Here is a 23,859-nt window from a genome sequence, read left to right on the forward strand (position 1 = left end):
CGGGCAGAATAGGGTCATGAGTTTGGCGCAGTGTGTGGTGGCGGTGGATGGGCCGTCCGGTTCGGGCAAGTCGACGGTGTCGCGGCGGCTGGCTCAGGCGCTGGATGCCTGTTACCTCGACACCGGCGCCATGTACAGGGCGGCGACCTGGGCGGTCCTGCTGGCCGAGGTGGACCTTGCCGACCAGGAGTCCATCTTCAAGGTGGTCATCGACACCGAGATCATCATCGGGATCGACCCGGCCCAGCAGGCGGTGGAGGTCAACGGCACGGCCGTGAACGCGGAGATCCGCGGGCCGCAGGTGACCGCCGCCGTGTCGGCCGTCTCCGCGGTGCCGATGGTGCGCCAGCTGCTGGTGAGCCGTCAGCGCGAGATCATCGCCAGCGCGCAGCGGATCGTGGTCGAGGGCCGCGACATCGGCATGGTGGTCGCCCCGCACGCCGACCTCAAGGTCTATCTGACCGCATCGGTGGACGAGCGCGCGCGCAGGCGCAGCAGCGAGACCGACGCCGATCACGCCGCGACCGCGCAGGACCTGGCGCGCCGCGACCATCTCGACTCGACGCGGGCAACGGATCCGCTGCGTAAAGCCCCCGACGCCCTGGTCATCGACTCCACCCAGATGGACATCGACGAGGTAGTCGCCACACTCAGAGAGCTGTTGAACAACTGATGAAAGACACCGAGCAGGAGCTCGCTGGCCTGCCCGACGATGCGCCCGTGGGTGACGAGAACGAGATCGTTGCCGTTCCCGTGGTCGCGGTCGTCGGAAGGCCCAACGTCGGCAAGTCCACTTTGGTCAATCGCATCATCGGCCGGCGGCAGGCCGTGGTCGAGGATGTGCCCGGGGTGACCCGCGACCGTGTGGCCTACGACGCCAACTGGATCGGCCGTGAGTTCACTGTCGTCGACACCGGCGGCTGGGAGCCCGACGCCAAGGATCGGGCCGCGGCCATCGCCCGGCAGGCCGAGGCCGCCATCGCCACCGCCGATGTGGTCCTGTTCGTGGTCGACGCGATGATCGGCGCCACCGATGACGACGAGAAGGCCGTGAAGATGTTGCGGCGCAGCAAGAAGCCCGTGCTGCTGGTCGCCAACAAGGTGGACAACCAGGCGCGTGAGCTTGAGGCGCACGCGTTGTGGTCGCTGGGTCTGGGGCAGCCGTATCCGATCTCGGCCCTGCACGGGCGCGGGTCGGGGGAGTTGCTCGACGCGGTGCTGGCCGCCTTCCCGACCGACGCGCCGCTGATGCGGGAGCAGAAGGAGCGCGGGCCGCGCCGCGTGGCGCTGGTGGGCCGCCCGAATGTGGGCAAGTCCAGTCTGCTGAACCGGCTGGCCAAAGAGGAGCGCTCGGTGGTCGACTCGGTGGCGGGCACCACCGTCGATCCGGTCGACTCGATGGTCACCGTCGGCGGCGAGGTCTGGCAGTTCGTCGACACGGCCGGCTTGCGCAAGCGAGCGGGTCAGGCCAGCGGCACCGAATACTATGCGTCGCTTCGCACCTCCGCGGCGATCGAGGCCTCCGAGGTCACCGTGGTCCTCTTCGACGCCAGCGAGGTGATCAGCGAGCAGGACCAGCGTCTGCTGTCCATGGTCTCCGAGGCCGGACGCGGCGTGGTGCTGGCCTTCAACAAGTGGGATCTGGTCGACGACGACCGTCGCCACTACTTGGACAAGGAAATCGACCGCGAGCTCAAGCGCATCCCGTGGGCGTTGCGGGTCAACATCTCCGCGCTGACCGGGCGGGCCGTGGACAAGCTGGCCCCCGCGCTGCGGACGGCGTTGCGCAGCTGGGAGAAGCGCATCTCCACCGGGCGGCTCAACCAGTGGCTCACCGCGCTGGTTCAGGCCACCCCGCACCCTGTCCGCGGGGGGCGTGCGCCGCGCATCATGTTCGCCACCCAGCCCGGGTCCTGCCCGCCCAAATTCGTTCTGTTCACGACCGGCCAGCTCGACGCGGGATATGTGCGCTTCATCGAGCGCAAGTTGCGTGAGGAGTTCGGATTTGAGGGCAGCCCGATAGAAATCGCGGTAAAGCCCCGCAAACAGCTCGGTCCGGGGGGCAGAGGCAAGGCGCACGGCTAATGTCGTAACCGTGAACCACAGCTGGGCGAACGCGCCCGCAGTTGCCGCGGTCGAGGTGGCCCTGCCATCCCATGTGCACAGTCAAGAAGAGATAATTTCGGAGCTTTCCCGCTTTGGTGGGCCGGTGTTCGAAAGGTTCGCCCGCACGGCCGGCGTGCAGACCCGGCGTTTGGCGATGCCGCTGGCCCGCTATGGACGGCTGAGTGGCTTCACCGAAGCCAACGAAACCTATCTTGAGGTGGCCCTCGAGCTTGGCGAGCAAGCGCTGACCGCCGCCTTGAAGAAGGCGGGGATACAGCCCGACGAAGTGGACCTGATCGTGTCCACCACGGTGACCGGGCTGACCGTGCCGTCGTTGGAGGCCCGCCTGGCCAACCGGATGGGGCTGCGCCCGGACGTGAAACGGGTGCCCCTTTTCGGGCTCGGCTGCGTGGCCGGTGCGGCCGGAATCGCCCGCATGCACGACTATCTGCGCGCCTTCCCCGATCAGGTAGCGGTGTTGCTCGCGGTGGAGCTGTGCTCGCTGACCATCCAGCGCGACGACACGTCCGCGGCGAACCTGGTCGCGTCGAGCCTTTTCGGCGATGGCGCGGCCGCGGTGGTGGCCACCGGCGCGGCGGTCTCCGGTGCGGGCCCGCGCGTGCTGTCCAGCCGCAGCCACCTCTACCCGGACACCGAAGGCGTGATGGGCTGGGACATCGGCACGCAGGGTTTCCGCATCATCCTGTCCACGGAGGTCGCGCCGATCGCGGAGAAGTATCTGGCCGAGGGGGTGGAAAGCTTCCTTGCCGCGCATGGTCTGTCCACTCACGACATTTCGGCGTGGATCTGCCACCCGGGCGGGCCGAAGGTTATCGAGACCATCCAGCGGGTGCTCTCGCTGCCGCCGCAGGCCCTCGCGCATACCCGAAACTCGTTGCGCGACAAAGGAAACCTTTCCTCGGTCTCGGTTCTCGACGTGCTGGGTGAGACAATGGCGCAACCGCCCGCGGCGGGTGGCTACGGGCTGATGATTGCCATGGGTCCGGGGTTCTGTTCCGAGCTCGTTCTGGTGCGGTGGTGAGACATGTACTACCTCCTGATCCTGGCCGTCGGCGTGGAGCGCCTGATCGAGCTGGTCATCTCGAAGCGGCATGCGAAGTGGGCGCTGGCCAACGGCGGGCGTGAGCACGGCCGGTCGCACTATCCCTACATGGTGGCCATCCACACCGCGCTGCTGATCGGCTGCGCGGTCGAGGTGTGGGCGCTGGATCGCCCCTTCCTGCCCTGGCTGGGCTGGCCAATGCTGGCCGTTGTGGTGCTGAGCCAAGGGCTGCGCTACTGGTGCATCGTCACGCTCGGCAAGCGCTGGAACACCTTGGTCATCGTGCTGCCCGGGGTGCCGCTGGTGGATCGCGGGCCCTACCGCTTCCTCAAGCACCCCAACTATGTGGCGGTGGTGGCCGAGGGGATAGCGCTGCCGCTGGTCCACTCGGCCTGGATCACAGCGCTGCTGTTCACTCTCGCCAACGCGGCCGTGCTCGCTGTGCGCATCAGCGTGGAGAACACCGCGCTGCGGGCCGCGCAGGCCAATGTTTGACGCCGATCTCCTCATCGCCGGCGGCGGCCCGGCTGGGCTGGCTACCGCATTGCACGCGCTCCAAAGTGGACTGTCGGTGGTCATCGCCGAGCCCCGGCCACACCCGATCGACAAGGCGTGCGGGGAGGGCCTGATGCCCGGCGGCCTGGCCGCGCTGGCCCGGCTGGGCATCGATCCGCCGGGGGTGCCGTTTCAGGGCATCGCCTACCTTTCCGGCAAGCGCCGCGCCGAGGCGCGTTTCCAGCACGGGCCGGGCCGGGGGGTGCGGCGCACAGCGCTGCACGCCGCGCTGACCGGCGCGGCGCACGAGCGCGGCGCCAAGTGGGCCGCGGTGCGCATCGATCAGATCGAGCAGGATGCCACCGGGGTCACCGCGGGCGGGCTGCGGGCGCGCTGGCTCGTCGCCGCCGACGGGCTGCACTCCACGGTGCGCCGCCGCCTGGGCATTGCGGCTGTGCCCGGCCGGCCCCGCCGGTTCGGGATGCGCTGGCATTTCAGTACCCCGGCCTGGTCTGAGTTTGTCGAGGTTTGGTGGTCTGACCGGGGCGAGGCATACGTGACCCCGGTGGCGCCCGGCCAGATCGGGGTGGCCGTCCTCAGCTCGCAGAAGCCGGATCTGGCTTGGTTTCCGGCCCTCGCCGAGCGGCTCGGCGAGCCTGCGGCCCCGCGCGGTGCGGGCCCGCTGCGTCAGGTGGTGCGAAGGCGCGTAGCAGGGCGGGTGCTCCTGGTCGGCGACGCGGCCGGATATGAGGACGCGCTGACCGGCGAGGGCATCAGCCTGGCCGTCAAGCAGGCTCAGGCGGCGGTGGAGGCGATCGTGGCCGGGCGGCCGCAGGCCTATGAGCATGCCTGGCGTGGCCTCACCCGCGACTACCGGCTGCTGACCCGCGGTCTGGTGCTGGCGACCCGGGCGCGTGCCATGCGGCGTGCCATTGTGCCAATCTGCGGCCTTGCCCCGGCGGTGTTCCGTGGTGTCGTCAATATCCTCGCTAGATAATTCATCGATGCGGCATCTCGACATCATCGAGGAGATCTTCGCGCTGGCCGCCGAGGCGGACGCGGCGCTGTGGCTGCGCGGGGGCTGGGCGATGGATTTCGCCCTGGGGCAGGTGACCCGCGAGCATGTGGACATCGATCTGTTTGCGTGGGCGGTCGACGCCGAGCGGCTGACCCGGGTGCTCACCGACCATGACTACGACCGCACCCCCAACGACCATCCATTGCTGCAGCTCGACTTTTCCCGGCACGGGGTGGAGATCAACATCGGGCTGCTGGCCCGCTCCGCCGACGGGCAGGTCGTGATCCCGCACGGGGAGTCGGCCGGCGCGGCATGGCCGGAGGGAATGCTCGACGGCCCACCGGGACGTCTGGGCGGCCTGGTGTGCCCGATGGTCAGCGTGCCGGCACAGATCGAAATCAAAGAGAAGATGCCTATCTGGGTACCGGCAAGGCCGCGCCGGGAGAAGGACACGCTGGACATAGAACGGCTGCGCGCCTACATCTCCAACACGTAGACGTCGCCTTCCCGTTTGAAACCTATGCGGCCGTAGTAAGGCGAGACCATGCCGGGCGGGGTCACCACCCGGCGGAAGCCGCGCTCGGAGAACAGCCCGCTTCGCCGGTAGACGAACTCGCCCGGGGTGAAATCGCGGAACCGTTGCGTCACATAGTCCAGCTCGATCTGAGCCGTCCCGCCGCCCCGATCGAAAATCAGCACCACCCCGGCGAGTTCGTCGTCGTGCATGACCACGAAGGCGAGCTCGTCGCCGCTGCGCTTGAACCCGGGGTTGAACCTTTCGATATCCGCGGCGTGGATGTCGAGCACATAGGTCAGGAACGCGTCGTCGGCGTGGACCTCCACCGCCGTGTAGGCGTGGTCGTCATGGCGGGTCGCCAGCATCTTGCGCAGGTAAACGACGTTGATGATGGCCAGGACGACATTGAGCCCGACCATCGGCCACACCGCGAGCGCGGCGTTGAAGAAGATCAGCACGAAGCAGCCGATGAGGTTGAACACGCGCAGACGCAGAATCCGCGTCTGCAGGAGCGACCAGACCAGCAGCGCCGAGCCTGCCCAGCCGATGAGGTCGAGCCAGTTCACGTGACCAGGCTAGCGGTCAGAAGACGACCTCAGCCGGAACTTTGCCGAGCTGGCGCAGCAGGCCGTAGAGGTCGGTCTCACCCCACATCTGCACGATCCTGCCCGCGTGCAGCCGGTAGAGCTTCAGGCCGGTCATGCTGAGCTGCTCGCCGGTGGCATCGTGGCGCAGGTGCTGTCTGAAATAGACGCTGACCCGGTCGCCGTGCTCGAACAGGTCGATGACCTCGATCTCGGTGCAGGTCAGGCCGGGCGTGTTGATCGCCCCTTCCACGAAGTGGCGTCCGCGTACGTGATTGCCGGCACCGCGGATCTCGATGTTTTCGTCCACCACCGCGGCCAGCTCGGCCAGGTCGCGGGTGACGAAGACGCGCAGATAACGCCGAACCGTTTCCTGCATCTGGCTACCCCTTCCCCGTGAGGGCTTGCGCGATGGCCACCTGGACCTGCTCCAGATTCTCGTCGCCGTCCTCGACCGTCCACAACGAGTTCTGCAGCACCCGGGCGATGGTGTAGCCGACGGCCCGCTGCCTGTCCAGGCCGAGCACCTCGGTCATGATGTCGAATCGGCGCAGCACGGCCCGGGCCACATCACCGGTGGCGAGCACCTCTTCCCAGCGGTTGTGCAGGGCGGGCATCAGGTCGAAGCCGGGGTCGCCGGCCAGCGGCTTGGGATCGATGGCCAGCCACGGCTCGCGCTGCCCGGCCAGCACGTTCTCGTAGTGCAGGTCCCAGTGCAGCAGCCGGTCTCCCGCCTGCCCGGCCAGCTCGCCGACCTGGCTCGCCCAGGAGCGCAACAGCTCACCCTCTTCGGGCCGGAGCTTGGCGGCGGCCTCGGGCGCGTAGTCGAGCATGCGGTCTACCACATAGTTCAGCGGCCGGATCTCCGCCGGCGCGGTGTGCGTGTGCAGGCGGGCGAGCAGCTCGGCGATGATCTGCACAGCGCGGTCGATGTCGGGCTCGGCGGTCAGCATCCGGTCACCGGCAAGGCGTTCCAGCAACAGGATCGAGCTGCCCGCCTCCTCGAACTCGTTGAGCAGCAACACCGTGCCCTGCCCGGCCCAGGTGCGCAACGCCGTTCCCTCGCCCAGATGCTCCGGGTCGAGCGGTTGCAGCTTGAGCGCTGCGGGCGTGCCGTCAGCACAGCGCACCGGCACCACCAGCCCGACCACGCCGTGCATCAGCGCCCCGTCGATCGACAGCTCCCACCGGTCGAGGTAGGTCGCGGCCAAGTCAGGAAGGTTGGCGATCCACTCCTTGCCCTTCTCCCCGTAGAACTTCTGGTGATAGCCGGCCAGCTTGGGCGGCACCTCGATACTCACCCGAGAAATGATGGCAGATCCGCCACCGTGGCGTGGGGTAGGTCAATTTGTAACCTCGTGCGCTCAACCTTCAAGCCCGGCCTGGGGTGAGGATGGTGACGATGAAGGAGGAACCCGCGTGACCGAGCCAGACAGGTTCCGTGAGTTCATGGAACTGCGTTACGGGGACCTGCTCCGAACAGCCTTCCTGCTCACCGGCTCCACCCACGCCGCCGAGGATCTGGTGCAGACCGTGCTGCTCAAGGTGTACAAGCGGTTTCACACCATCGAGGAGCCGTACCCCTACCTGCGCCGGGCGATGGTGAACCATCACATCAACCTGTGGCGGCGCATCGGTTCGCGGGAGCTGCTCAGCGTCTTCACCCCCGACCTCGCCGAGCCGGACATCTCCACGGCCTTCGTACAGCGGGCAGAACTGATGGAGGCCCTCGCCCAGCTGCCGCCCAAAATGCGCGCGGTGCTTGTGCTTCGGTACTGGGAGGACCTGTCCGAAGCCGACACGGCCGCCGCGCTCGGCTGCTCGCTCGGCTCGGTGAAGGCCCAGGCCAGCCGCGGCCTGGCCCGCCTGCGCGACATCCTGCGCGCCGAACAAGTCACCACGACCCGAGTCGCGGAGGGATGGGCATGAGCGAGCTTGTCGAGCTCATCGTGAAATTGGGATTCGCTCATGCTTTCGCCGCAGGCGATGGCCGACGTGAGGAGGCCATGGCATGAGCGAGCAGGAGTTGCGGAATGCTTTTGCGGAGCTGGCGGGTGAGGTCAAGCCGGCGCCGGAGCCCTACGCGCGGTTGATGGCCCGCTCGCGGCGGCGGCGTTTTTCGCGCTGGGCCACGGGTTTCGCGGCCGCGGTGGCCGCTGTGGTGATCGCGCCGGTGGCGCTGAACGCCGCCAACGATCCCGGCCCCGATCTTGGGATCATCGACAACAGCGTGCTGATGATCACCCCATGGACCCGCAAGCTGATCGACGCCCCGGTGCGCGGTGGTCTGGCCGGCGATCCCAAGCTGGTCGACGAGGCCGGGAAAGCATTGCGGGTCAACAAATCCGGGCCCATGTCCGGGTACCCCATAAAAGTGCTCTTCATCGAAGACGTCGGCGACAAACGGATCGTGGTGGCGGTGCGCCACAGCAAGACCCATCAGGTGGGCTTGGTGATGGCTGCCCCCCGGGGCGCTCGCGGTGAGCAGCTCATCACCGCCGAGGTGCGGATCAAGTCGCTGAGTCCGTTCACCGCCACGGAGTTCGGCTTCGGGCTGGCCCATAACCTCACGCACGTCGGGATAGGGCTGGCCCCACCCGGTTGCGAGATCGACCTGGCGACGCTGGCTTCCGGTGCCCCGAAATGGCGGGCATCGGGTGACTATGTCGTGTGGTCGCAGTCGATTGCCGATCAGCTGGTACGCGTGACATGCGCGGGCGCTGTACGTTTTCAGGGTGCTCTATTGGATCTGAGCAACATGATGCAGATAACCGGTGATCTGGAAGGTTTCCGGACCGCGACCACCGCCGGGTCGGGATTCGTGATTCCGGGCGCGATCCTCGAGCAGATGTTGCAGGGCACCTATCCGCCGCAGTCTGTCGGTCAGCTTCGGGCGATGTTCGCCGGGGCGGCTTCAGGGATGGCCAATCCGGCTTATGTCGCCGCCGACCCGGTCGACAAGGATCGATGGCGGGTGCAGATCTTCTCCGGGTCTTCCAGCGCTCGGCTGCTGACCTCCGCCAATGTGCTGGCGCCTGATGCTGTGGTGGCTCTGGATGTTCCCGACAGCGGATCGGTGGACACCATGCTCGTGCTGGGCCCGCCAAGCGCGGTCAAGCTGGAGATCCGAGACCTGTTCTCCGGGGTTCTTCTGCAGTCTGTGCCACTGGCAAATGGTGTGGCCGTGGTGCGGATGCGGGCGGCCGAGGACATGTGGCTGCACACTTTCAACGCCGCCGGGGAGCTCGTCGGCTTCGGGGTGACGCCGTTGCCCAAACCCGAGGGTCCGTCGGAGCTGTCCATGCCGGAGACGACGGAGAACTGGGGCTGAAGACGCCAAGCGCAGCGGTGGCGGCCCGAGGTGCCGCCACCGCTGCTTGGTGCGATTAGATGCGTGAGGAGTGGCTGGCGAAGAAGCCGGAGGAAACCGGGACGCCGGCGTTGGTGAAGCAGTTCACGTTGGCGATGAGGGTCGTTCCCGAAGGGCCCCAAGGCTTGTGCAGACCGCAGAAGTCCGAGGTGGTGCCGAAGGCCGTCACCTGGGTGTTGCTGGGCGCGGTGGTGTAGAGGTTGGCCCAGGCGATCGTCCATATCGGAGGACCGGCGGCGAATCCGACCGCGCCACCGGTGGAGTTGAAGACCGTGGAGGGTCCGCCGAGCGGCGGAACGTTCCACACGTAGCCGAAGCGGCCGGGCGGGAACGCCGGGCCGTAGAGCGAGCGCCGGAATTGGTAGGTCACCGTGAACCGGGTGTCGGCCCAGGCGCCTGCCGAGTTGAAGCAGTAGATCCGGGCGAACTGGCCGTTGGCGGAGGAGTTGAAGGAGGCGACCTTGCAGCGTGCGCCCACGGCCGGGTTGGCCGCGGTCACCTGGAGGCTGCCGTCCTGCGGGCCGGGGGTGCCCAGGCCGATGAAGGAGACCGAGTAGGCGCCGACACCCGCGTGGATCACGTTGTTGGCGAAGCCAAGGGAGTTGTACTGGTCGATGATCGCACCGGCCGGGGTGCTGTCGATGTAGCCGTAGAACCCGGGGGGCGCGACACCGGAGCTGCGGGCGAACTGCACGGAGAATCCGGGCTGGGCATCGAGGAAGCCGCCGGGCCGGTAGCAGGCCACTCTGACGACTTCGTTGCCTGCGACATTGCCCCAGGCTTCGGCCTGGCACCAGCGTCCGGGCGGGAAGGTGAGCGCGTCGTGCACCGCGGTCACATGTACCACGCCACCGGCGATGCCCTGGCCGGGGAAGGTGACCGTCCAGCGCCCGGGGATTCCGGGGACGACAGTGGTGCCGGCCGGCTGTGCCTGTGAAACGACTCCGCCGGACCATAGCGCGAAGCCGAATCTGTCCGGCACGGCCGCGGCGGCGGGCTGTGCCAGGAAGATGGTTCCCCCGGTAGCGAGCAACGCCGCGGCAGCCCACGACGCCAAGCGCCTTATCTTCATTGATGCTCCCTCTCTGCGAAACGGGCCATTAGCGTATCGCTATAGATCTATTAATGGACGCGCTGTGAGCAGTCGGATCACGGACCGTGCTCGTTAGAAATTACTTATATAAGTACCAAGTGATACTCTTGCGGGGTGCATGCCTTCGATGTTCTCGGCGATCCGGTCCGGCGCCGCATTCTCGAGCTGCTGGCCGAGGGCGAGCAGGCGGCAGGGGAGATCGGGGCGGTGGTCCAGGAGGAGTTCGGGATTTCCCAGCCCGCCGTCTCCCAGCACCTAAGAGTGTTGCGTGACAACGGGTTCACCACCGTAAGAGCGATGGGCACCCGCCGCCTCTACTCGGTCGACCCCTCTCCGCTACGCGAGATCGACGAGTGGCTTGAGCGCTATCGCCGCTTCTGGAGCCAGCGCCTCGACGCCCTGGGTACCGAGCTGGCCCGGGGCAAGCGCCAGCGGCGGCTTTCTGCGCCCTCTTCGTGACCCTGACCAGCGTGTCGGTTGCTTCCCGAAGGCTTTAGAACTAGTGTTCTAACGTGCGAGGGGAGTTACCCGGCCTGGTCCGGCGTGCCAGCGAGCTCACCACCGAGGTGGCGGGGCTGGGCGCCGACCGGGTGCTGCCGGTCCTGCCCGAGCTGCGCGAGCTTTTCGCCGGGCAGGGGCTGCGCCGGGGGAGCACCGTGGCGGTGCGTCCCGTCCCCGGGGTCAGCGGCTCCACCTCGCTGCTGCTGTGCCTGCTCGCCGCCGCGTCCCAGGGCGGCTCCTGGTGTGCCGTGGTGGGTCTGCCGCAGCTGGGCCTCGTCGCCGCCGCGGAGATGGGGGTCAGCTTGGAGCGGCTGGCCCTGGTGCCCTACCCCGGTCCACAGTGGACGGGAGTGGTGGCCACCCTGCTCGACGGCTTCGACATCGTGGTGGTGGCCGCGGCCGGGCCGGTCGCGGCTTCGGTGCGCGCCCAGCTGGCCGCCCGCGCCCGGCAGCGGGGCAGTGTGCTCATGCCGTTCGTGGCCAACCCGTGGGAGGGCGCCGACGTCAGCCTCAGCCCGGAGAAGTCGGTCTGGCACGGTCTGGGCTGGGGCAGGGGAAGACTGCGCAGCCGCGAGCTGACCGTCTGCGCTCGCGGCCGCGGCTCGGCGGAACGCCCGCGCCGCAGCACTTTCTGGCTGCCGGGCCCGCCCGTCCCGCCGCCCGAGGCGCCGCAGCGGATCCGCCTGTCGGTGGTGCGCTGAGGTCAGATCAGCCGCGGGATGATGGCGTGCTCGAGATAGCCGTCGTGCCCGTCCGGTTCGACATACCAGGCCCGTTTGCCGGGCACCATGGTTATCGCCTCGTGCAGCTGCTCGCCCAGGTAGTGCAGCCCGACCCCGTCCTCGGTGGCGTATCCGGCGGGCAGGACGCCCTGGGCCACCATCGCGCGGTAGGTGTCGCGCCGCGGCTGGGCGTCGAAGTCGTCGTGGACCCCATTGCTGAACGGCAAGAAACCCAGGCCGTTGGTGAAGGGATCGAGCTCGTCGCGAAAGGAGTCGGTGGGCCCGCCGGTATGCCAGCAGAGACTTCCGGCGCTTGGCCCGGCGAGCACCACTCCGGCCTGCCAGCAGTCACGCAAAATCTGCGGCAAGCCGTGCGCGGTCCAGACTGCGACCAGGTTAACGACGCTGCCGCCTTCGACCAGAATGACGTCCTGGGCGAGCAGGTGCTCCCGCATGCCGGCCACGTTCGGCTGCGGGAAAAGCTTGAGAACGCTGAATTCCACATCGTCGCGGTCGGCGAACCGATCAGAGTGGAACTCGATCGCCTCACGGGAGTCGCCCAGCGCGGTGGCCAGATAGGTCAGCCGGACCCGCTCGGAGCGGCGGCCCAGCTCTATCGCAAAGTCGACCAGCACGGAGGAGCCACGCTCGCCCGGCTCTCTTGTCAGCACGCCCGAAAAAGCGAAGATCTGTCGCGATGGTGGCATCCGGCCACTCTAGGGGATCCGCCGGTCGAGGTTCAGCCCACTTTCCGGCTGTGCGGCGGGCCGAACGCGCTGGAACCTATTCCCCACGAAGTGATCCGCGTCGGGACGAGCTCGATCCAAAGGGGATCGAATCCTCGCCCGAGCCGTTCTTCGCCGCCCTGCTCGTGTATCACCGCCCGGCCCTTGACGGTCACCCCGCGCGGGGTCCACGGGTTCACGGTCGCCAGATCGTCGACCACGAACGCGACCCACGGGTTGGCCTCAATGTTGCGCAGATAAAGCGGTCTGCGCGTGGTCAGGTTATGGCCGCCGATCTCGATGGTCGTGTGCTCGCCGTTGAGACGGAACCCGGTCGGGATCACATGTGCCCGGCCTTGCGGCGTGACGGTAGCCAGCCGGCCGAGCCGCTGGCCGGTCAGGTATTCGGTTTCCTGCTCGGTGAACATCGCGCCTTCCATTTCTGCCAACGGTTTTAGGCTGATCGGGGAACCAGATGGATTATCGGCAGTTCACGGTCTGTCTTTTCTTGGTACTCGGCGAAGCGCGGCGCCGCGGAGACGATCTGCCGCCAGGCCTCGTCGCGTTGTGGGCCGTGCAGTTCCTTTGCGGTTACGGCCGTCTTCTGGCCGCCGGTCTCGATGTGGACCCTTTCGGGATGGGCGGCGAGGTTGTAGTACCAGGCTGGATTCCTTGGCGCGCCAGCGGCGGAGGCCACGATCAGCCAGCCGCCGTCCTTGCCGGGGAACCAGCCGACCGGAGTGGCGCGTTCGGCTCCGCTCTTGCTGCCGATGGTGTTCAGCACGAGGGTGTTCATCCCGCCGAAGCCGCCGCCCTTCTTGCGGCGGATCTGCCTCACCACCAACTTGTTCACCCATCGGACCACCGCACCGGGCTGGCGGGCGCCGCGGGTCCCATTGCGGGTATCAAAGCTCACGTCTGTGCCTCCGTATGTCGAGCAGATCGTATGTTTCACAGACTATCTCACAGGCAACTCGTCGGCGAGACCGATAGAGTGTGGGCATGGGAAGTGCCGACAACGTCACTGAGCTGGGCCCCGCGCTGCTTACGCTCGGGCGCGCCTACCTCGGCGTGGCGGGCGCGATCCTCGACAAGGTGCCGCACGGCCCGCGCGGATACCACACCCTCGCCGCCGTGATCCGCGGCGATCATCCGAGCCAGCTGGTGCTCGCCGGCCGGCTGGGCATCGACCGCACGGTAATGACCTACCTGATCGACGACCTCGTCACCGCGGGGCTGGTCGAGCGTCAGCTAAACCCCACCGACCGCCGGCAGCGACGGATTGTCGCCACCCCCCAAGGCATCCAGACCATGGCCGAGCTCGACCGCCGGGTAAGAGAAGCCGAAGAAGAACTGCTTGGAGCGCTCGACCTCGATGAGCGCGAAGCATTCCGCGACCTGCTCCGCCGAGCCGTCAGCGGCCTGCGCGACAGCGACGGCCGCCTCTGCTACCCAGGCGGCGACGGCTGTTAGGGCGCTTTGCGCACGATCGCTCAGGGGACCAAGACTAGGTTCACGTAGAAGCGGTATCCAGAGCCGTTCTCGAAGACATCGACATCGAGAACCAGATCGCTCCTGCCTTCTTCTTTCGTCCAGAGGTCGACAAGGCAGCGCCAGCGATCGCCGAACCACAAGGCAACCGACGTATCCCAAGCCTCCCTTTTGGCTTCAAGGCATCCGATTCTCATCGCTGCTGGAGGGGTTCGCGGCGACCGCGCTTGTCCTGGTCCGCCTAGCCGGTTACGACGTTGCGGCTCTGCATGAGGTGCCATCGCTGGACTACCGAGACATTTCCGTTGGGCCGGCCGGCGTCGGACCGCTCGGCGACGCGGCCCGTCTGGGCATGCTCGCAGACCAGCATGCCCGCTCGATGCCCTACTAGCTCGAGATGGGCTAGCGCTTGAGCCGGGCGACGTGGTCCTGCCATGCCCACTCGGCGCTGCCCGCAATGAACGGGCCCGGCCGGGGCAACGGGATGTCTGCTTGCTCGACATGGGCCAGGCAGAGCACCCGTCGGCCCAGCGACAGGGCGCGCCAGGCACAGCTGGCCACGATGTCGAGCAGGGTCATGGCATCGCCGTACCGGTGCCCCGCGTAGACGCCGAAGTCTTTGAGGACAAGGACGACACCGGTGGCCCCCGCGGGAGCGTCGAAGAGGATCCCGCCCACCGATCCGCTCAAGCACTGCCAGCATCCATCGGAGCTGCAGTCGTTCTGCGACATTGCCGTCAGATCGCGGATCATGTGCGCGGAGATCAGCCAAGAGGCCTGCACCTCGATGAGGTGATACCCCTCATCCTGCAGCCAGCCCGTCAGGTTGGCCAGCACCTCGGCTGTGCCCACCCGGGCGATCGGTGACTTGGTCAGCAGATGGTAGTCAGGGCGGTGCCCGTCCCTGTCCTGGTCGAAGGCGGCCATCCGTACAGGATGTCGCCGGACCAGGTGACACGCACGCGGATTAAGCGGCCGCTACCGCGCGGTGGGCTTCTGGACGATTAAGGGGTCAAGCGGTGGTGGACCCATACGCATGGCTCGCAATAGACGGCGTAATCCTGGGCGACGTCGCAGTGCACCGGAATGAGCGCTTCGGGAACATGTACCGGACCCGTGACGTCGAACGGCAGACCGGTCCATTCACGCCACTGTGCCAGAGTGCCGGCCATGGTCATGGCCCGGGCAGCGACCCCGACGATCGCGCCGCCGGCGCGGACGTGCACCCGCAGCCAGGCGTCGGCGGGGAGGCCGTCTTCGCGGCGCAGGGCGGCGTACTCCTTGATGGAGAGGTCGGGGTGCAGGTGCTTCTGGTTGGGGCGCACCGGCGCGACCAGACTGGGAAAGCCTAACGTGCGGGCGTTGTCGCGCATCGCGCTGAGCATGATGGCGGCGAGCCCGTGGCCGCGCAGGTCGGGCCGGATGGAGATCTCCAGCGCGGACACCAGATTCCCGCGCCGCCCTGCGAACCGGTCAAGGGCGGACCAGACGATGACGTCGTCCCATCCACCCTCAGGCAAGGACTCTGCCGGGTCGCTGTTCCAGGTAAAGGGAACGCTGTACCCCTTGGCGACGAGCTCGCCGGGGCGGTCGCGGTCGAAGGCGACCAGGACGTACTCGGGGTACGCCGCGGCCGGGTCCGCGTAATACACGGAACCCACCGGGTCCTGGCGCATGAACGTCGGCCACGAGTTGAAGTCATTGAGCCGGGCGGCCAGGTCGGGCCGCTCGGCGGCGGTCGCCGTCAGAATGTCCACGCTGCGCTCCCTCCATCGGCCCAGCACCGTATCGCGGGACGGCCGCCGCTCAAAGCCGTTTTCGCGGCCCGCCGGACCCCTCGCGCCATACGAACAGGTGTTCTATAGTGACGGGGTGCGTTCCACGAGAACGATGTTGGTGTGGTGTCCGGACTGGCCGGTGGTGGCAGCCGAGATCGTTGATGGGATCCCGGCTGGGGGTCCGGTGGCGGTGATGCACGCCAATAAGGTGGTGGCCAGCTCGTCGGCGGCGCGGGCGCAGGGGGTGCGGCGCGGGCTGCGCAAGCGCGACGCGCAGTCGCGGTGCTCGCGGCTGATTGTGGTGGAGCACGATCCGGGGCGGGACATGCGCGCCTATGAGCCGGTGGTGGCCGCGGTGGAACAGCTCGCCGCGGGGGTGGCGGTGCTGCGGCCGGGGGTGTGCGCCTTCGCCGCGCGCGGCCCGGCGCGCTATTTCGGGGGCGAGGCCGCGGCTGCGGAGAAGCTTGTCGACCAGGTGGCCAACGAGTGCGGGGTGGAGGCCCAGATCGGTGTCGCCGATGGGGCTTTCGCCGCGCTGCTGGCCGCGCGGGCGGGCAAGCTCATCGGGGAGGAGGAGACCGCGGAGTTTCTGGCCGGGCTGTCTGTGTCTACTTTGGAGCGACCAGAGCTGGCCGACCTGTTGTGGCGGCTCGGCGTGCGCACCCTGGGCGACTTTGCCGCGCTGCCGCCCGGCGACGTGCTGGCCCGGTTCGGGCTCGACGCGGCGCTGGCGCAGCGGCTCGCGGCGGGCCGCGATGACCGGCCGCTCGCGGTGCGCCAGCCGCCGCCAGATCTCGATGTGCAGGAACGCTTCGCCGAGCCGGTGGAGCGGGTGGACATGGCCGCCTTCGCGGCGCGGGCGCTGGCCGAGCGGCTGCACGAAAAGCTGACCGGCTACGGCCTTGTCTGCACGCGGCTGGCGATCGTGGCGATCACCGCGGACGGGCAGGAGCTGGAAAGGGTATGGCGACACGACGGCGTGCTCACCGCGCAGGCCATCGCCGACCGCACGCGCTGGCAGCTGGAGGGCTGGCTCACCTCGCGCAAGCTCGCCTGCGGCATCATCGCGCTGCAGCTGATCCCCGAGGGGGTGCTGGCCCAGGTGGGGTTGCAGCCCGGGTTGTGGGGTGAGGCGGGCGCCGAGCGCGACCGGGCGCATCGCGCCATGCATCGGGTGCAGGGCATGCTCGGCCCGGAGTCCGTGGTGACTGCGGTGCTGGGCGGCGGGCGCGACCCGCTGCTGCAGGCGACCATGGTGGCGTGGGGAGACGAGCGCAAGCCGGCGCTTGCGCAGGGGCCGTGGCCGGGCCGGCTGCCGCCGCCCTCGCCCGCGGTGGTGGCGCAGCAGGAGCAGCCGGTGGAGGTGATTTCCGAAGCGGGCGAACAGGTTCGGGTCGATGCCCGGCTGGCGCTGAACGCCGACCCGGGCTTCGTGGTGATGGGCCGGTCCAAGGTGGAGATTGTGGCGTGGTCCGGGCCGTGGCCGGTCGACGAAAGATGGTGGGTGGTTGAGCAGCGGCCCCATCGGCTGGTGCGCCTGCAGGTGTTGCTCGCGAATGGACAGGCCTTGCTTTTGATTCTTTCCGGCGGCGAGTGGAGCATCCCGGCCGAGTTCGATTAGGTTAACATCGCAAACTATGCGCATGTGGATCATCGTGACGGTCCTGGCCGGCTTCGCCCTGGCCATCACCCCGGCCCCAGCCCGATCCGCCCCGGCGACACCGCTTTTCGGCCCCACCATCGACGATTACGCCGACTACTACGGTCAGGACACCTGCGACCCCACGCCCAAGCCCGGTGTCGTCAGCTTCAAAGATCTGCTTCAGCAGACCTACGGCGTGCACTCGTGGGGCATCACCCGTTCCTGTGACACCGCCGGTGTCAGCGAGCATGAGGAAGGACGGGCGCTGGACTACCACTTCGACTATTACAGCGACGTGCAGCGCGCCCAGGCCGACGATCTGCTCGGCTGGCTGCTGGCCACCGACATCTTCGGCAACACCCATGCGATGGCCCGCCGGCTCGGGCTGATGTACATCATCTGGAACGGCCAGATCTGGGAGTCCTACCGGCCTTTCGACGGCTGGCAGGCCTACAGCGGCTCGAACCCGCACACCGACCACATCCACTTCAGCTTCAGCTGGCCCGGAGCGCTCGCCCAGACCACTTGGTGGACCGGGGCGCTCATCCCGTCCCCGCCGCTCGGCCAGCTCGGCGACGTGGACGGCGACGGCAGGCTCGACGTGGCCACCTTCGGCGTTCAGCTGGCGATCAGCCGCAATACCAGCACCGTCGGAGCCCCGGCAAGGCTACCGGCGCAACAGATTCCGGGCGACTGGTCCGCGGTGGCCGACCCGGTGCTCGCCGACTGGAACGACGACGGCAAGGCCGACATCCTCGGCCGTCAGGGCGGTCAGCTGAACGTGTGGCTCAGCGATGGCACGCTGAATTTCGCCGCGCCCGTGCCGCTCGGCCCGATCGAGCGCTACCTTCAGCCCGCCGACTTCGACGGCGACGGCCGGGTGGACCTGGCGAGCCTGAGCGCTGACGGGGCAACACTTTCCATCACCCGCAACACCCTGGACGGGCTGTCCACTTTGGACGCTGAGATGGCCGGGCTGGCCGCCGCGCGCCAGCTGACCGCGGTCGACTGGGATGCCGACGGCAAGGCAGACCTGCTGGGCCAGGAAGGCGGGGCGCTGAAAGTGTGGCTCGGCCGTGGCGACGCCACCTTTGCCGACCCGGTGATCCTCGGCGCGGCCGCGCGCTACCTTCCGCCCGCCGACTTCGACGGCGACGGCAAGCCCGATCTGGCTGTGCTCACCGACGACGCCTCGCACCTGGTGGTCAGCGGCAACACCAGCACTGCCGGTCTGCCGTCACTGGCCGCCGGGCAGCCCGTCATCGGCGGCTGGGCCACCATGCATCAGCTCCTGCCCGGCGACTTCGACGGCGACGGCCGCGCCGACATCACCGGGCGCAGCGGCGGCGTGCTGCAGGTCTGGCTCAGCAACAGCACTTCCGCCGCTTACGACTTCATGTCCTACGTCGCGCTCACCCGGCGCCCGGCACCGGCGGGGGAGCTCGGGTGAGCCCGCGCTGACTCGACGGCCCGCGCTGACGCGACGGCCCGCGCACGTGGGGGAGCTTGGATGAACCCAAGCTCCCCCACGCACTGCACGATTTCTACTGCACGATGATGCGCACCGCGAGCGCGCCCAAAACCGTTGCGCTGAGCCATTGCTGAAGGCGCACCAGCCGCGGCCGATCGGTGAGCCAGCCGCCGATGCGGCCCGCCGCGAGCACTATCAGGCAGTTGAGCGTGACCGTGATGACGATCTGCACCAGGCCGAGGATGACCCCCTGCAGCGCCACATGGCCGCGGCGGGCATCGATGAACTGGGGCAGCAGGGACAGGTACAGGATGGCGATGGTGGGGTTGAGCATGTTGGTGGCCAGGCCCATCAGGTAGAGCCGCAGCGGTGAGCTGGCATGGGGGGCTGGATGGATATCGATCTCCGGGTGACGCCCTGACCGCCAGGCCTGCCACGCCAGCCAGAGCAGGTAGGCGGCGCCGGCGAACTTGACGCCGTCATACAGGAACGGCACCACCGCGAACAGCGCGGTCAGCCCGGCGGCGGAGCCGGCCAGGTAGACCAGGAAACCGGTGGCGATCCCCAGCAGTGACACCAGCCCGGCCGAGCGTCCCTGGGCGACCGTGCGTGACAGCAGATAGATCGTGTTCGGACCGGGCGTCAGCACGAGGCCCACCGCCACCAGGGCGATCCCCAGCACTGCCACCCAGCTGACCATGATGCATGACCCTCCAATGTCCAGGCGTTTGTCGAGGCAAGCCGTCATAGTACACCTGTACGAATCGACGGGCATGACAAAAGGGGGTGGTTTTCGCCACCCCCTTCTGCCTATCTGCTAAGCCCTGGCGAGGCTGGCACGAAGCCTCTCCCGATCGATGTCAAGGATGCGCACCGTGACGCTGGATCCCTCCTGCGGCCCGGTTTCGCCGTGCAGCAGACCATCGGCGTCGTCGGCTATGCGGACGAATACGCCGAAGGGCACCACCTTGGTCACCTGTCCAACCAGGACATCGCCAACGTTGAGTTCTTCAAAGCGGGACATGCGATCACCTCCTTCCTCAGCAGGCTCCGCTCAAGCGGGCAACGCTTCGAAGGAGGGCGGGCCACGGGCCCGCCAGGTGATCACGGCACAGCCGGATGCCTCATCTGTTCAAGGCTTTGGGCCGACCCGGCAGTCACGTGACCGACCCTAGTGCCGGTCACCGTGCAGCGGCAAGCCTTTGCGGACGCGCTCATCGTCACGGTGCAGGTGGACCAGGATCGAGTTGGCCGAGGCGAGCACGGCGAGATTGACCGCGAGCACCGGGTTGCCCATGCTGATCAGCGCCACGACGGCGCCGCCGAAGACGAGGGCCTCCACGGCCAGCCGGCCGCCCAGCGGCAGGAACCAGCGTGCTTTGGGCGCCACGAATGCGCCCCACAGCACGGCTGCCAGCAGCGGCAGCGCGATGGCCAGGAGGATGCCGCCGGTGCGCCAGCCCCAGATCGCCAGCACGGCCAGGGCGGTCAGCTCGAGGGCGAAGCGCAAGAAGGCGTTGAGGTAGATAAACCATTTGGGCACACCGGTCATTTGCAGAAGTGTAGGTGGCCCGCGTCGGCGGCGAGCCACCGACAACCACTAGACCCGGGTGAGCTTGACCGCATCGGCGATGACCAGACCGGTACCGGAGGTCCAGCGGCTCACGGCCACAGCGTTGTAATCGCCGCCGGCGAAGGTGAAGGTGCCCAGGTTGCGCCAGGCTCCGCCGCCGGAGCGCTGGTCGACGTACACGACCTGGTTGCCCGTCGTGGTGGCCATGATGTAAGGCGCGGCGGTGTTGTAGCCGGGCAGGGCCGGGTACCACGCCTCGACCCGGTACGTGGCCGTGGCCGGGACGGCGAACTTGTACCAGGCCGCGTCGGAGATCGCCTCCGGGTTGGCGTAGCGGTAGTCCGCGCCGAAGCGCTGGGTGGAATAGCTGGAGGTGCCCCAGTTATCCGACGCCGTGAAGCGGCCCGCCGTCGTGTTGTCCACAGTGGACGTCCAGGCCGGCGGCGGTGTGGTCTGATTCACCAGGGACATGAAGTAGGACCAGTTCCAGCGCGGACCCGGGTCGGTGTGGGTGGCGGTCGGCACCTCGCTGTGGCCGATGATGTGGGCGCGGTCCTTGGGAATGGCGTACTTCGCGCAGACCGAGCGCACGATCGCGGCCGAGGACTGGTAGAGCGCCTCGGTGTACCAGCCGTCCTGCTCGACGAAGCCCTCGTGCTCGATGCCGATGGACTGGGTGTTGTAGGTCCAGTTCGCCGCGTGCCAGGCGATGTCCTTCTCCCGCACCATCTGGGTGACCGCGCCGTTGGAGCTCTTGACCACGTAGTGGGCGCTCACCTGGGAGGCCGCGTTCTGGATCCAGCTGATGGTGCCGTTGTACGAACCCTGCGTGGTGTGGATGACGACGTACTGAATGTTGTGGCTCGTTTCCCGGTTCGCGACGGTGAAGTTCGCCGAGTTCGCCGGAACCCAGGCCGCGGGGCCGTAGTCGGTGCTCGCCAGCGCTATACCCGGTGTGGCCAGGACACCGCCGGGCACCAGAGCCGCCGCGCCCGAGGCGAGCAATGTTCTTCTACGCATCTAAATCCCTCCCTTGAGTCCGCCACATAATGGCCCGAATACGGCATGTCGCGACGCGAGCTTCGGTCTGCGCCGAAAGGCCCAGGCCAGGACGATGCGCTCACGCTCCGGTCGACTTTGGACCACGCAGCGGTCACCATGGATAGATGTGGGGGATGGTAGTCACCGCCCTGGGCGGACCCGAGGTGTTGCAGGCGGCTGAGTTGCCCGATCCGGTTCCCGAGCCGGGACAGGTGGTGGTGCGGGTAAGGGCGGTCTGTGTGCACCCGGCCGACATCGCCGGCCGCATCGGCGTGATGCCGGGTGGCCCGGTGCCGCCACCCTTCCTGCTGGGCTGGGACATCGCCGGTGAGGTGGCCGCGATCGGCGCGGATGTCAGCGAATTCCAGCCCGGCGACCGTGTCGTCGGGATGATCCCGTGGTACCTGACCCGCGGCGCACCCGGCGGCTACGCTGAGCTCGTGGCGGCTTCCTCGGACTGGCTGGTGCCACTGCCGCCCGAGGTTGACTTCGCGGCTGCCGCCACGCTGCCGCTCAACGGCCTCACCGCGTGGCAGGCGCTGCAGCTGTTGTCCATTCCGGACGGTTCGCGGCTGCTCATCACCGGCGCCAGCGGCGGGGTCGGCGGCTTCGCCGCTCAGCTGGCCGCGCATCGCGTGCTGGCGGTGGCCAACGCCGGTGATGAGGAGTGGGTGCATGGCCTCGGCGCGAACGAAGTGATCTCACGGGACACCGAGCTGGCCTCGCTGCGGCCCCAGCCGCAGGCGGTGCTGGACGCTGTCCCGATCGGTGACGCCGCGGCCGCCGCCGTCTGCGATGGCGGTGTGGTGGTCACCACGCGGCCGACGCCGCCGATCGATCCCGCGCGCGGCGTGCAGCAGCGGCTCGTGCTCATCACCTCCGACCGTGAGCGGCTGGCCATGTTGGTGGGGCTGCTGGCTACCGGCGAGCTGCGCACCCGGGTCGCGCAGACCCTGCCGCTGACCGAAGCGGCCCAAGCCCACCGCCTCGTCGAAGCGGGTGGCCTCCGCGGAAAAATCGTCCTGCTCCCCAGCTGACCGCAACGCGCTGAGGCTGCGTGGGCGAGCGGTCAGCTGGAAAACGCTGCGAGGTGGGCGGAGAAGTGTTCGGCGACAAGGTCTGCGACGCTTTCGGCAGCGCGGGTGCCGTCGACCTCGATGACCCGGATGCCCAGCCGGTTGGCTTGGTTGACCGCGTCCTGTGCCACTATCCGGTCGCGTTCCATGCGGTTGCGCACGGCCAGTTCCGGATCACTCACCGCATAGCTCAGCTGGCCCGCGCGCGGCAGCGTGGCCAGCTGATGCGCGCGAAACTCCGCCGAGGGCACCATCACCACGACCTGTTGCAGTGATGGGGCTATCTCGGCCACCAGCTGCGGGCGCAGGCCCCAGCCCTCGGCGAGGATCGGGCGGCCGGAGACCAGGGCGCGCAGATCGTCGAGGGTGTACTCGAAGCGCTCGATGAAGGTGCCCAGGGTGAACTCCGCGGACTGTTGCGGGGTTTGCCGCACGAACCAGCTTTCCGGATCCACCACCGGGGCGGGCCGGTCGTTGGTCAGCGCGGCGGCCACCCGCCTGTCCCAGTGCCCGCGCGCATCGGGGTAGTCGTAGTGATAGCAGGTCAGGCCGAGGCGCTGGGCCAGCAGCCTGGCCACCGTGGACTTACCCGCCCACTGCCCGCCGCCGATCCACAGGGTCTGCGCCAACGTGCCAAACGGATCCCAAGTCATGATGGGCAGTTTTGTCGGTACCCGACAAAAAGATCAAGTCTTGTTCTTTGGCTGCGGAACTGATGTATTAGGGGAGGGGAGAAGTTCAGCCGTTGTTCTCGGCCCGCCCGGCCCGCCAGTAGCCCAGGAAGGCGGCGCTGCCCCGGTCCACCCCGTGCTCGGTGATCAGCAGATGGCGCAATGCGCGCACCATGGCCGCCTCGCCGGCCACCCACACCCGTGAGGTGTTGTCGACCTCCCACAGGATCTGTTCGTCCACGTCGACGTCCTCGACCTGTTCCCCGGTGCGCTGGGGCAGAAGCCTTGCCGCGGTTGCCTTGACGGCGGCAAACAGCAGGCTTCCGTGCGGCTGGCCCTCGCGGGCGAGCCAGGTCACCGTCACCCCGGGCGGGGCGCCGATGGGCAGGAAGTCCTCGGCGTGGGGAACCTCCAGCACCGCCTCGCCCTGGGTGCCGGCGTCCAGCCGCTGCAGGATTCCGGCCACCGCCGGTACCGCGGTCTCGTCCCCGGCCAGCAGAATCGCCGAACCCGGGGCCGGGGCGTGGAAGTCGATCCCGCCGTGGTCGCCGTCGTGATTGGCATTCGGGCCCAGCAGCGCCAGCTTGTCTCCCACCGTCACCGATTCCATCCAGCGGGCGGCAGGCCCGGTGCCGCCCTCGTGCACCACGAAGTCGACGTCCACTTCGGACACTGCCGGGCGCACATGCCGCACGGTGTAGGTCCGGATGGGGTTGCGCTCATGCTCGGGCAGCGCCCGCCAGCGCTGGTGCCAGTCTTCGCCGGTGGGCAGATGGGCCACCCCGGCGCCGGGTAACGGCACGATGACTTTTATGCGCTGGTCGAAACCGTTGTCGGCGAAGGTGTTCAACTCCTCACCGACGAAGGTCATCCGCAGAAACGAGGGGCTGAGCCGTTGCAGCGCAGCGACTTCCACCATGAA

At 68.2% G+C, this 23,859-nt stretch carries 30 protein-coding genes; 14 read left to right on the forward strand and 16 right to left on the reverse strand.

Going from position 1 to position 23,859, the window contains the following annotated elements; translation table 11 throughout:
• The first annotated feature begins 16 nt into the window (after positions 1-16).
• Genes cmk through Rhe02_RS06985 form a run of 6 tightly spaced genes read left to right on the forward strand, consistent with a single transcriptional unit; the run spans position 17 to position 5,178 of the window.
• On the forward strand, positions 17-673 hold the full coding sequence (gene cmk / locus Rhe02_RS06960) for a (d)CMP kinase (protein ID WP_203907257.1): 657 nt from the start codon (positions 17-19) through the stop codon (positions 671-673).
• Positions 673-2,085, forward strand: coding sequence for a ribosome biogenesis GTPase Der (gene der, locus Rhe02_RS06965; protein ID WP_203907258.1), 1,413 nt, complete (start codon positions 673-675; stop codon positions 2,083-2,085). Before cmk ends, der begins: the two co-directional genes overlap by 1 nt.
• A gap of 10 nt (positions 2,086-2,095) precedes the next feature.
• Complete coding sequence (locus Rhe02_RS06970; protein WP_203907259.1) at positions 2,096-3,148, forward strand: type III polyketide synthase; 1,053 nt, start codon at positions 2,096-2,098, stop codon at positions 3,146-3,148.
• A gap of 3 nt (positions 3,149-3,151) precedes the next feature.
• Positions 3,152-3,664 carry an isoprenylcysteine carboxyl methyltransferase family protein gene (locus Rhe02_RS06975; RefSeq protein ID WP_203907260.1) on the forward strand — a complete coding sequence of 171 codons (513 nt, stop codon included), beginning with the start codon at positions 3,152-3,154 and terminating at the stop codon, positions 3,662-3,664.
• On the forward strand, positions 3,657-4,661 hold the full coding sequence (locus tag Rhe02_RS06980; RefSeq protein ID WP_203907261.1) for an NAD(P)/FAD-dependent oxidoreductase: 1,005 nt from the start codon (positions 3,657-3,659) through the stop codon (positions 4,659-4,661). Before Rhe02_RS06975 ends, Rhe02_RS06980 begins: the two co-directional genes overlap by 8 nt.
• 7 nt (positions 4,662-4,668) lie before the next feature.
• A complete protein-coding gene (locus tag Rhe02_RS06985) occupies positions 4,669-5,178 on the forward strand; it encodes a nucleotidyltransferase domain-containing protein (protein WP_203907262.1) in 510 nt (169 codons plus the stop codon).
• On the opposite strand, the gene Rhe02_RS06990 is transcribed toward Rhe02_RS06985, so the two are convergent.
• From Rhe02_RS06990 to Rhe02_RS07000, 3 genes are read right to left on the reverse strand one after another with little or no spacing between them, the layout of a single operon-like run.
• Complete coding sequence (locus Rhe02_RS06990; protein ID WP_203907263.1) at positions 5,160-5,765, reverse strand: hypothetical protein; 606 nt, start codon at positions 5,763-5,765, stop codon at positions 5,160-5,162. The genes Rhe02_RS06985 and Rhe02_RS06990 overlap by 19 nt on opposite strands.
• Positions 5,766-5,781: 16 nt before the next feature.
• A complete protein-coding gene (locus tag Rhe02_RS06995) occupies positions 5,782-6,162 on the reverse strand; it encodes an ester cyclase (RefSeq protein ID WP_203907264.1) in 381 nt (126 codons plus the stop codon).
• Positions 6,163-6,166: 4 nt separating this feature from the next.
• Positions 6,167-7,084: an aminoglycoside phosphotransferase family protein gene (locus Rhe02_RS07000; protein ID WP_239123486.1), complete on the reverse strand. Its 918-nt coding sequence runs from the start codon at positions 7,082-7,084 to the stop codon at positions 6,167-6,169.
• Positions 7,085-7,202: 118 nt separating this feature from the next.
• Between Rhe02_RS07000 and Rhe02_RS07005 the strand changes: the two genes are divergently transcribed.
• Positions 7,203-7,712 carry a SigE family RNA polymerase sigma factor gene (locus Rhe02_RS07005; protein ID WP_239123487.1) on the forward strand — a complete coding sequence of 170 codons (510 nt, stop codon included), beginning with the start codon at positions 7,203-7,205 and terminating at the stop codon, positions 7,710-7,712.
• 82 nt (positions 7,713-7,794) lie between these two features.
• Positions 7,795-9,114 (forward strand): hypothetical protein, encoded by a 1,320-nt coding sequence (locus Rhe02_RS07010; protein WP_203907265.1) that lies wholly within the window; start codon positions 7,795-7,797, stop codon positions 9,112-9,114.
• Between the two features lie 55 nt (positions 9,115-9,169).
• Here the strand turns inward: Rhe02_RS07010 and Rhe02_RS07015 are convergent, their stop codons facing one another.
• Entirely contained in the window at positions 9,170-10,225 is a 1,056-nt protein-coding gene (locus Rhe02_RS07015) for a hypothetical protein (RefSeq protein WP_203907266.1), read from the reverse strand.
• Between the two features lie 135 nt (positions 10,226-10,360).
• Here Rhe02_RS07015 and Rhe02_RS07020 point away from each other — a divergent pair, with 135 nt between their 5' ends.
• Positions 10,361-10,705 carry an ArsR/SmtB family transcription factor gene (locus tag Rhe02_RS07020; protein ID WP_203907267.1) on the forward strand — a complete coding sequence of 115 codons (345 nt, stop codon included), beginning with the start codon at positions 10,361-10,363 and terminating at the stop codon, positions 10,703-10,705.
• 53 nt (positions 10,706-10,758) lie between these two features.
• Positions 10,759-11,448 carry a DnaE2-dependent mutagenesis accessory factor ImuA' gene (gene imuA' / locus Rhe02_RS07025; RefSeq protein ID WP_203907268.1) on the forward strand — a complete coding sequence of 230 codons (690 nt, stop codon included), beginning with the start codon at positions 10,759-10,761 and terminating at the stop codon, positions 11,446-11,448.
• Positions 11,449-11,450: 2 nt separating this feature from the next.
• Here the strand turns inward: imuA' and Rhe02_RS07030 are convergent, their stop codons facing one another.
• From Rhe02_RS07030 to Rhe02_RS07040, 3 genes are read right to left on the reverse strand one after another with little or no spacing between them, the layout of a single operon-like run.
• Positions 11,451-12,176 (reverse strand): Type 1 glutamine amidotransferase-like domain-containing protein, encoded by a 726-nt coding sequence (locus tag Rhe02_RS07030; RefSeq protein WP_203907269.1) that lies wholly within the window; start codon positions 12,174-12,176, stop codon positions 11,451-11,453.
• A 32-nt stretch (positions 12,177-12,208) separates the two neighbouring features.
• The gene (locus Rhe02_RS07035) at positions 12,209-12,634 is read right to left on the reverse strand and encodes a PPOX class F420-dependent oxidoreductase (RefSeq protein ID WP_239123519.1); all 426 of its coding nucleotides are present in this window, start codon (positions 12,632-12,634) and stop codon (positions 12,209-12,211) included.
• Positions 12,635-12,648: 14 nt separating this feature from the next.
• Complete coding sequence (locus tag Rhe02_RS07040) at positions 12,649-13,110, reverse strand: nitroreductase/quinone reductase family protein (RefSeq protein ID WP_239123488.1); 462 nt, start codon at positions 13,108-13,110, stop codon at positions 12,649-12,651.
• A gap of 86 nt (positions 13,111-13,196) precedes the next feature.
• On the opposite strand from Rhe02_RS07040, the gene Rhe02_RS07045 reads away from it, so the two are divergent.
• A complete protein-coding gene (locus Rhe02_RS07045; protein ID WP_203907271.1) occupies positions 13,197-13,667 on the forward strand; it encodes a MarR family winged helix-turn-helix transcriptional regulator in 471 nt (156 codons plus the stop codon).
• Positions 13,668-13,687: 20 nt separating this feature from the next.
• Here the strand turns inward: Rhe02_RS07045 and Rhe02_RS51125 are convergent, their stop codons facing one another.
• The 3 genes from Rhe02_RS51125 to Rhe02_RS07055 all read right to left on the reverse strand — a co-directional run bounded on the left by Rhe02_RS51125 (position 13,688) and on the right by Rhe02_RS07055 (position 15,442).
• On the reverse strand, positions 13,688-14,188 hold the full coding sequence (locus Rhe02_RS51125) for a DUF7668 domain-containing protein (RefSeq protein ID WP_444544523.1): 501 nt from the start codon (positions 14,186-14,188) through the stop codon (positions 13,688-13,690).
• A complete protein-coding gene (locus Rhe02_RS07050) occupies positions 14,088-14,612 on the reverse strand; it encodes a hypothetical protein (RefSeq protein WP_203907272.1) in 525 nt (174 codons plus the stop codon). The genes Rhe02_RS51125 and Rhe02_RS07050 overlap by 101 nt, the downstream gene beginning before the upstream one ends.
• A 77-nt stretch (positions 14,613-14,689) precedes the next feature.
• Positions 14,690-15,442 carry a GNAT family N-acetyltransferase gene (locus Rhe02_RS07055; RefSeq protein ID WP_239123490.1) on the reverse strand — a complete coding sequence of 251 codons (753 nt, stop codon included), beginning with the start codon at positions 15,440-15,442 and terminating at the stop codon, positions 14,690-14,692.
• A 115-nt stretch (positions 15,443-15,557) separates the two neighbouring features.
• On the opposite strand from Rhe02_RS07055, the gene Rhe02_RS07060 reads away from it, so the two are divergent.
• Both Rhe02_RS07060 and Rhe02_RS07065 read left to right on the forward strand, forming a co-directional pair.
• Complete coding sequence (locus Rhe02_RS07060) at positions 15,558-17,084, forward strand: DNA polymerase Y family protein (protein WP_203907273.1); 1,527 nt, start codon at positions 15,558-15,560, stop codon at positions 17,082-17,084.
• A gap of 22 nt (positions 17,085-17,106) precedes the next feature.
• A complete protein-coding gene (locus Rhe02_RS07065; protein WP_203907274.1) occupies positions 17,107-18,555 on the forward strand; it encodes an FG-GAP repeat domain-containing protein in 1,449 nt (482 codons plus the stop codon).
• 94 nt (positions 18,556-18,649) lie between these two features.
• Here the strand turns inward: Rhe02_RS07065 and Rhe02_RS07070 are convergent, their stop codons facing one another.
• The 4 genes from Rhe02_RS07070 to Rhe02_RS07085 all read right to left on the reverse strand — a co-directional run bounded on the left by Rhe02_RS07070 (position 18,650) and on the right by Rhe02_RS07085 (position 21,169).
• A complete protein-coding gene (locus Rhe02_RS07070; protein WP_203907275.1) occupies positions 18,650-19,276 on the reverse strand; it encodes a LysE family translocator in 627 nt (208 codons plus the stop codon).
• 117 nt (positions 19,277-19,393) lie between these two features.
• The gene (locus Rhe02_RS07075; RefSeq protein ID WP_203907276.1) at positions 19,394-19,600 is read right to left on the reverse strand and encodes a S1 RNA-binding domain-containing protein; all 207 of its coding nucleotides are present in this window, start codon (positions 19,598-19,600) and stop codon (positions 19,394-19,396) included.
• A 147-nt stretch (positions 19,601-19,747) separates the two neighbouring features.
• Complete coding sequence (locus Rhe02_RS07080) at positions 19,748-20,128, reverse strand: YrdB family protein (protein ID WP_203907277.1); 381 nt, start codon at positions 20,126-20,128, stop codon at positions 19,748-19,750.
• A 48-nt stretch (positions 20,129-20,176) separates the two neighbouring features.
• A complete protein-coding gene (locus Rhe02_RS07085) occupies positions 20,177-21,169 on the reverse strand; it encodes a golvesin C-terminal-like domain-containing protein (RefSeq protein ID WP_203907278.1) in 993 nt (330 codons plus the stop codon).
• 146 nt (positions 21,170-21,315) lie between these two features.
• Here Rhe02_RS07085 and Rhe02_RS07090 point away from each other — a divergent pair, with 146 nt between their 5' ends.
• Positions 21,316-22,227, forward strand: coding sequence for an NADP-dependent oxidoreductase (locus Rhe02_RS07090; RefSeq protein ID WP_203907279.1), 912 nt, complete (start codon positions 21,316-21,318; stop codon positions 22,225-22,227).
• A 32-nt stretch (positions 22,228-22,259) separates the two neighbouring features.
• Here the strand turns inward: Rhe02_RS07090 and Rhe02_RS07095 are convergent, their stop codons facing one another.
• Together Rhe02_RS07095 and Rhe02_RS07100 are read right to left on the reverse strand one after the other, a co-directional pair.
• Positions 22,260-22,919: a hypothetical protein gene (locus Rhe02_RS07095; RefSeq protein ID WP_239123492.1), complete on the reverse strand. Its 660-nt coding sequence runs from the start codon at positions 22,917-22,919 to the stop codon at positions 22,260-22,262.
• Positions 22,920-23,004: 85 nt separating this feature from the next.
• The gene (locus Rhe02_RS07100) at positions 23,005-23,856 is read right to left on the reverse strand and encodes a siderophore-interacting protein (RefSeq protein WP_373320608.1); all 852 of its coding nucleotides are present in this window, start codon (positions 23,854-23,856) and stop codon (positions 23,005-23,007) included.
• Positions 23,857-23,859: the final 3 nt, after the last annotated feature.

Origin of the sequence: Rhizocola hellebori (assembly GCF_016862955.1) — a bacterium.
GTDB classification, from domain to species: domain Bacteria; phylum Actinomycetota; class Actinomycetes; order Mycobacteriales; family Micromonosporaceae; genus Rhizocola; species Rhizocola hellebori.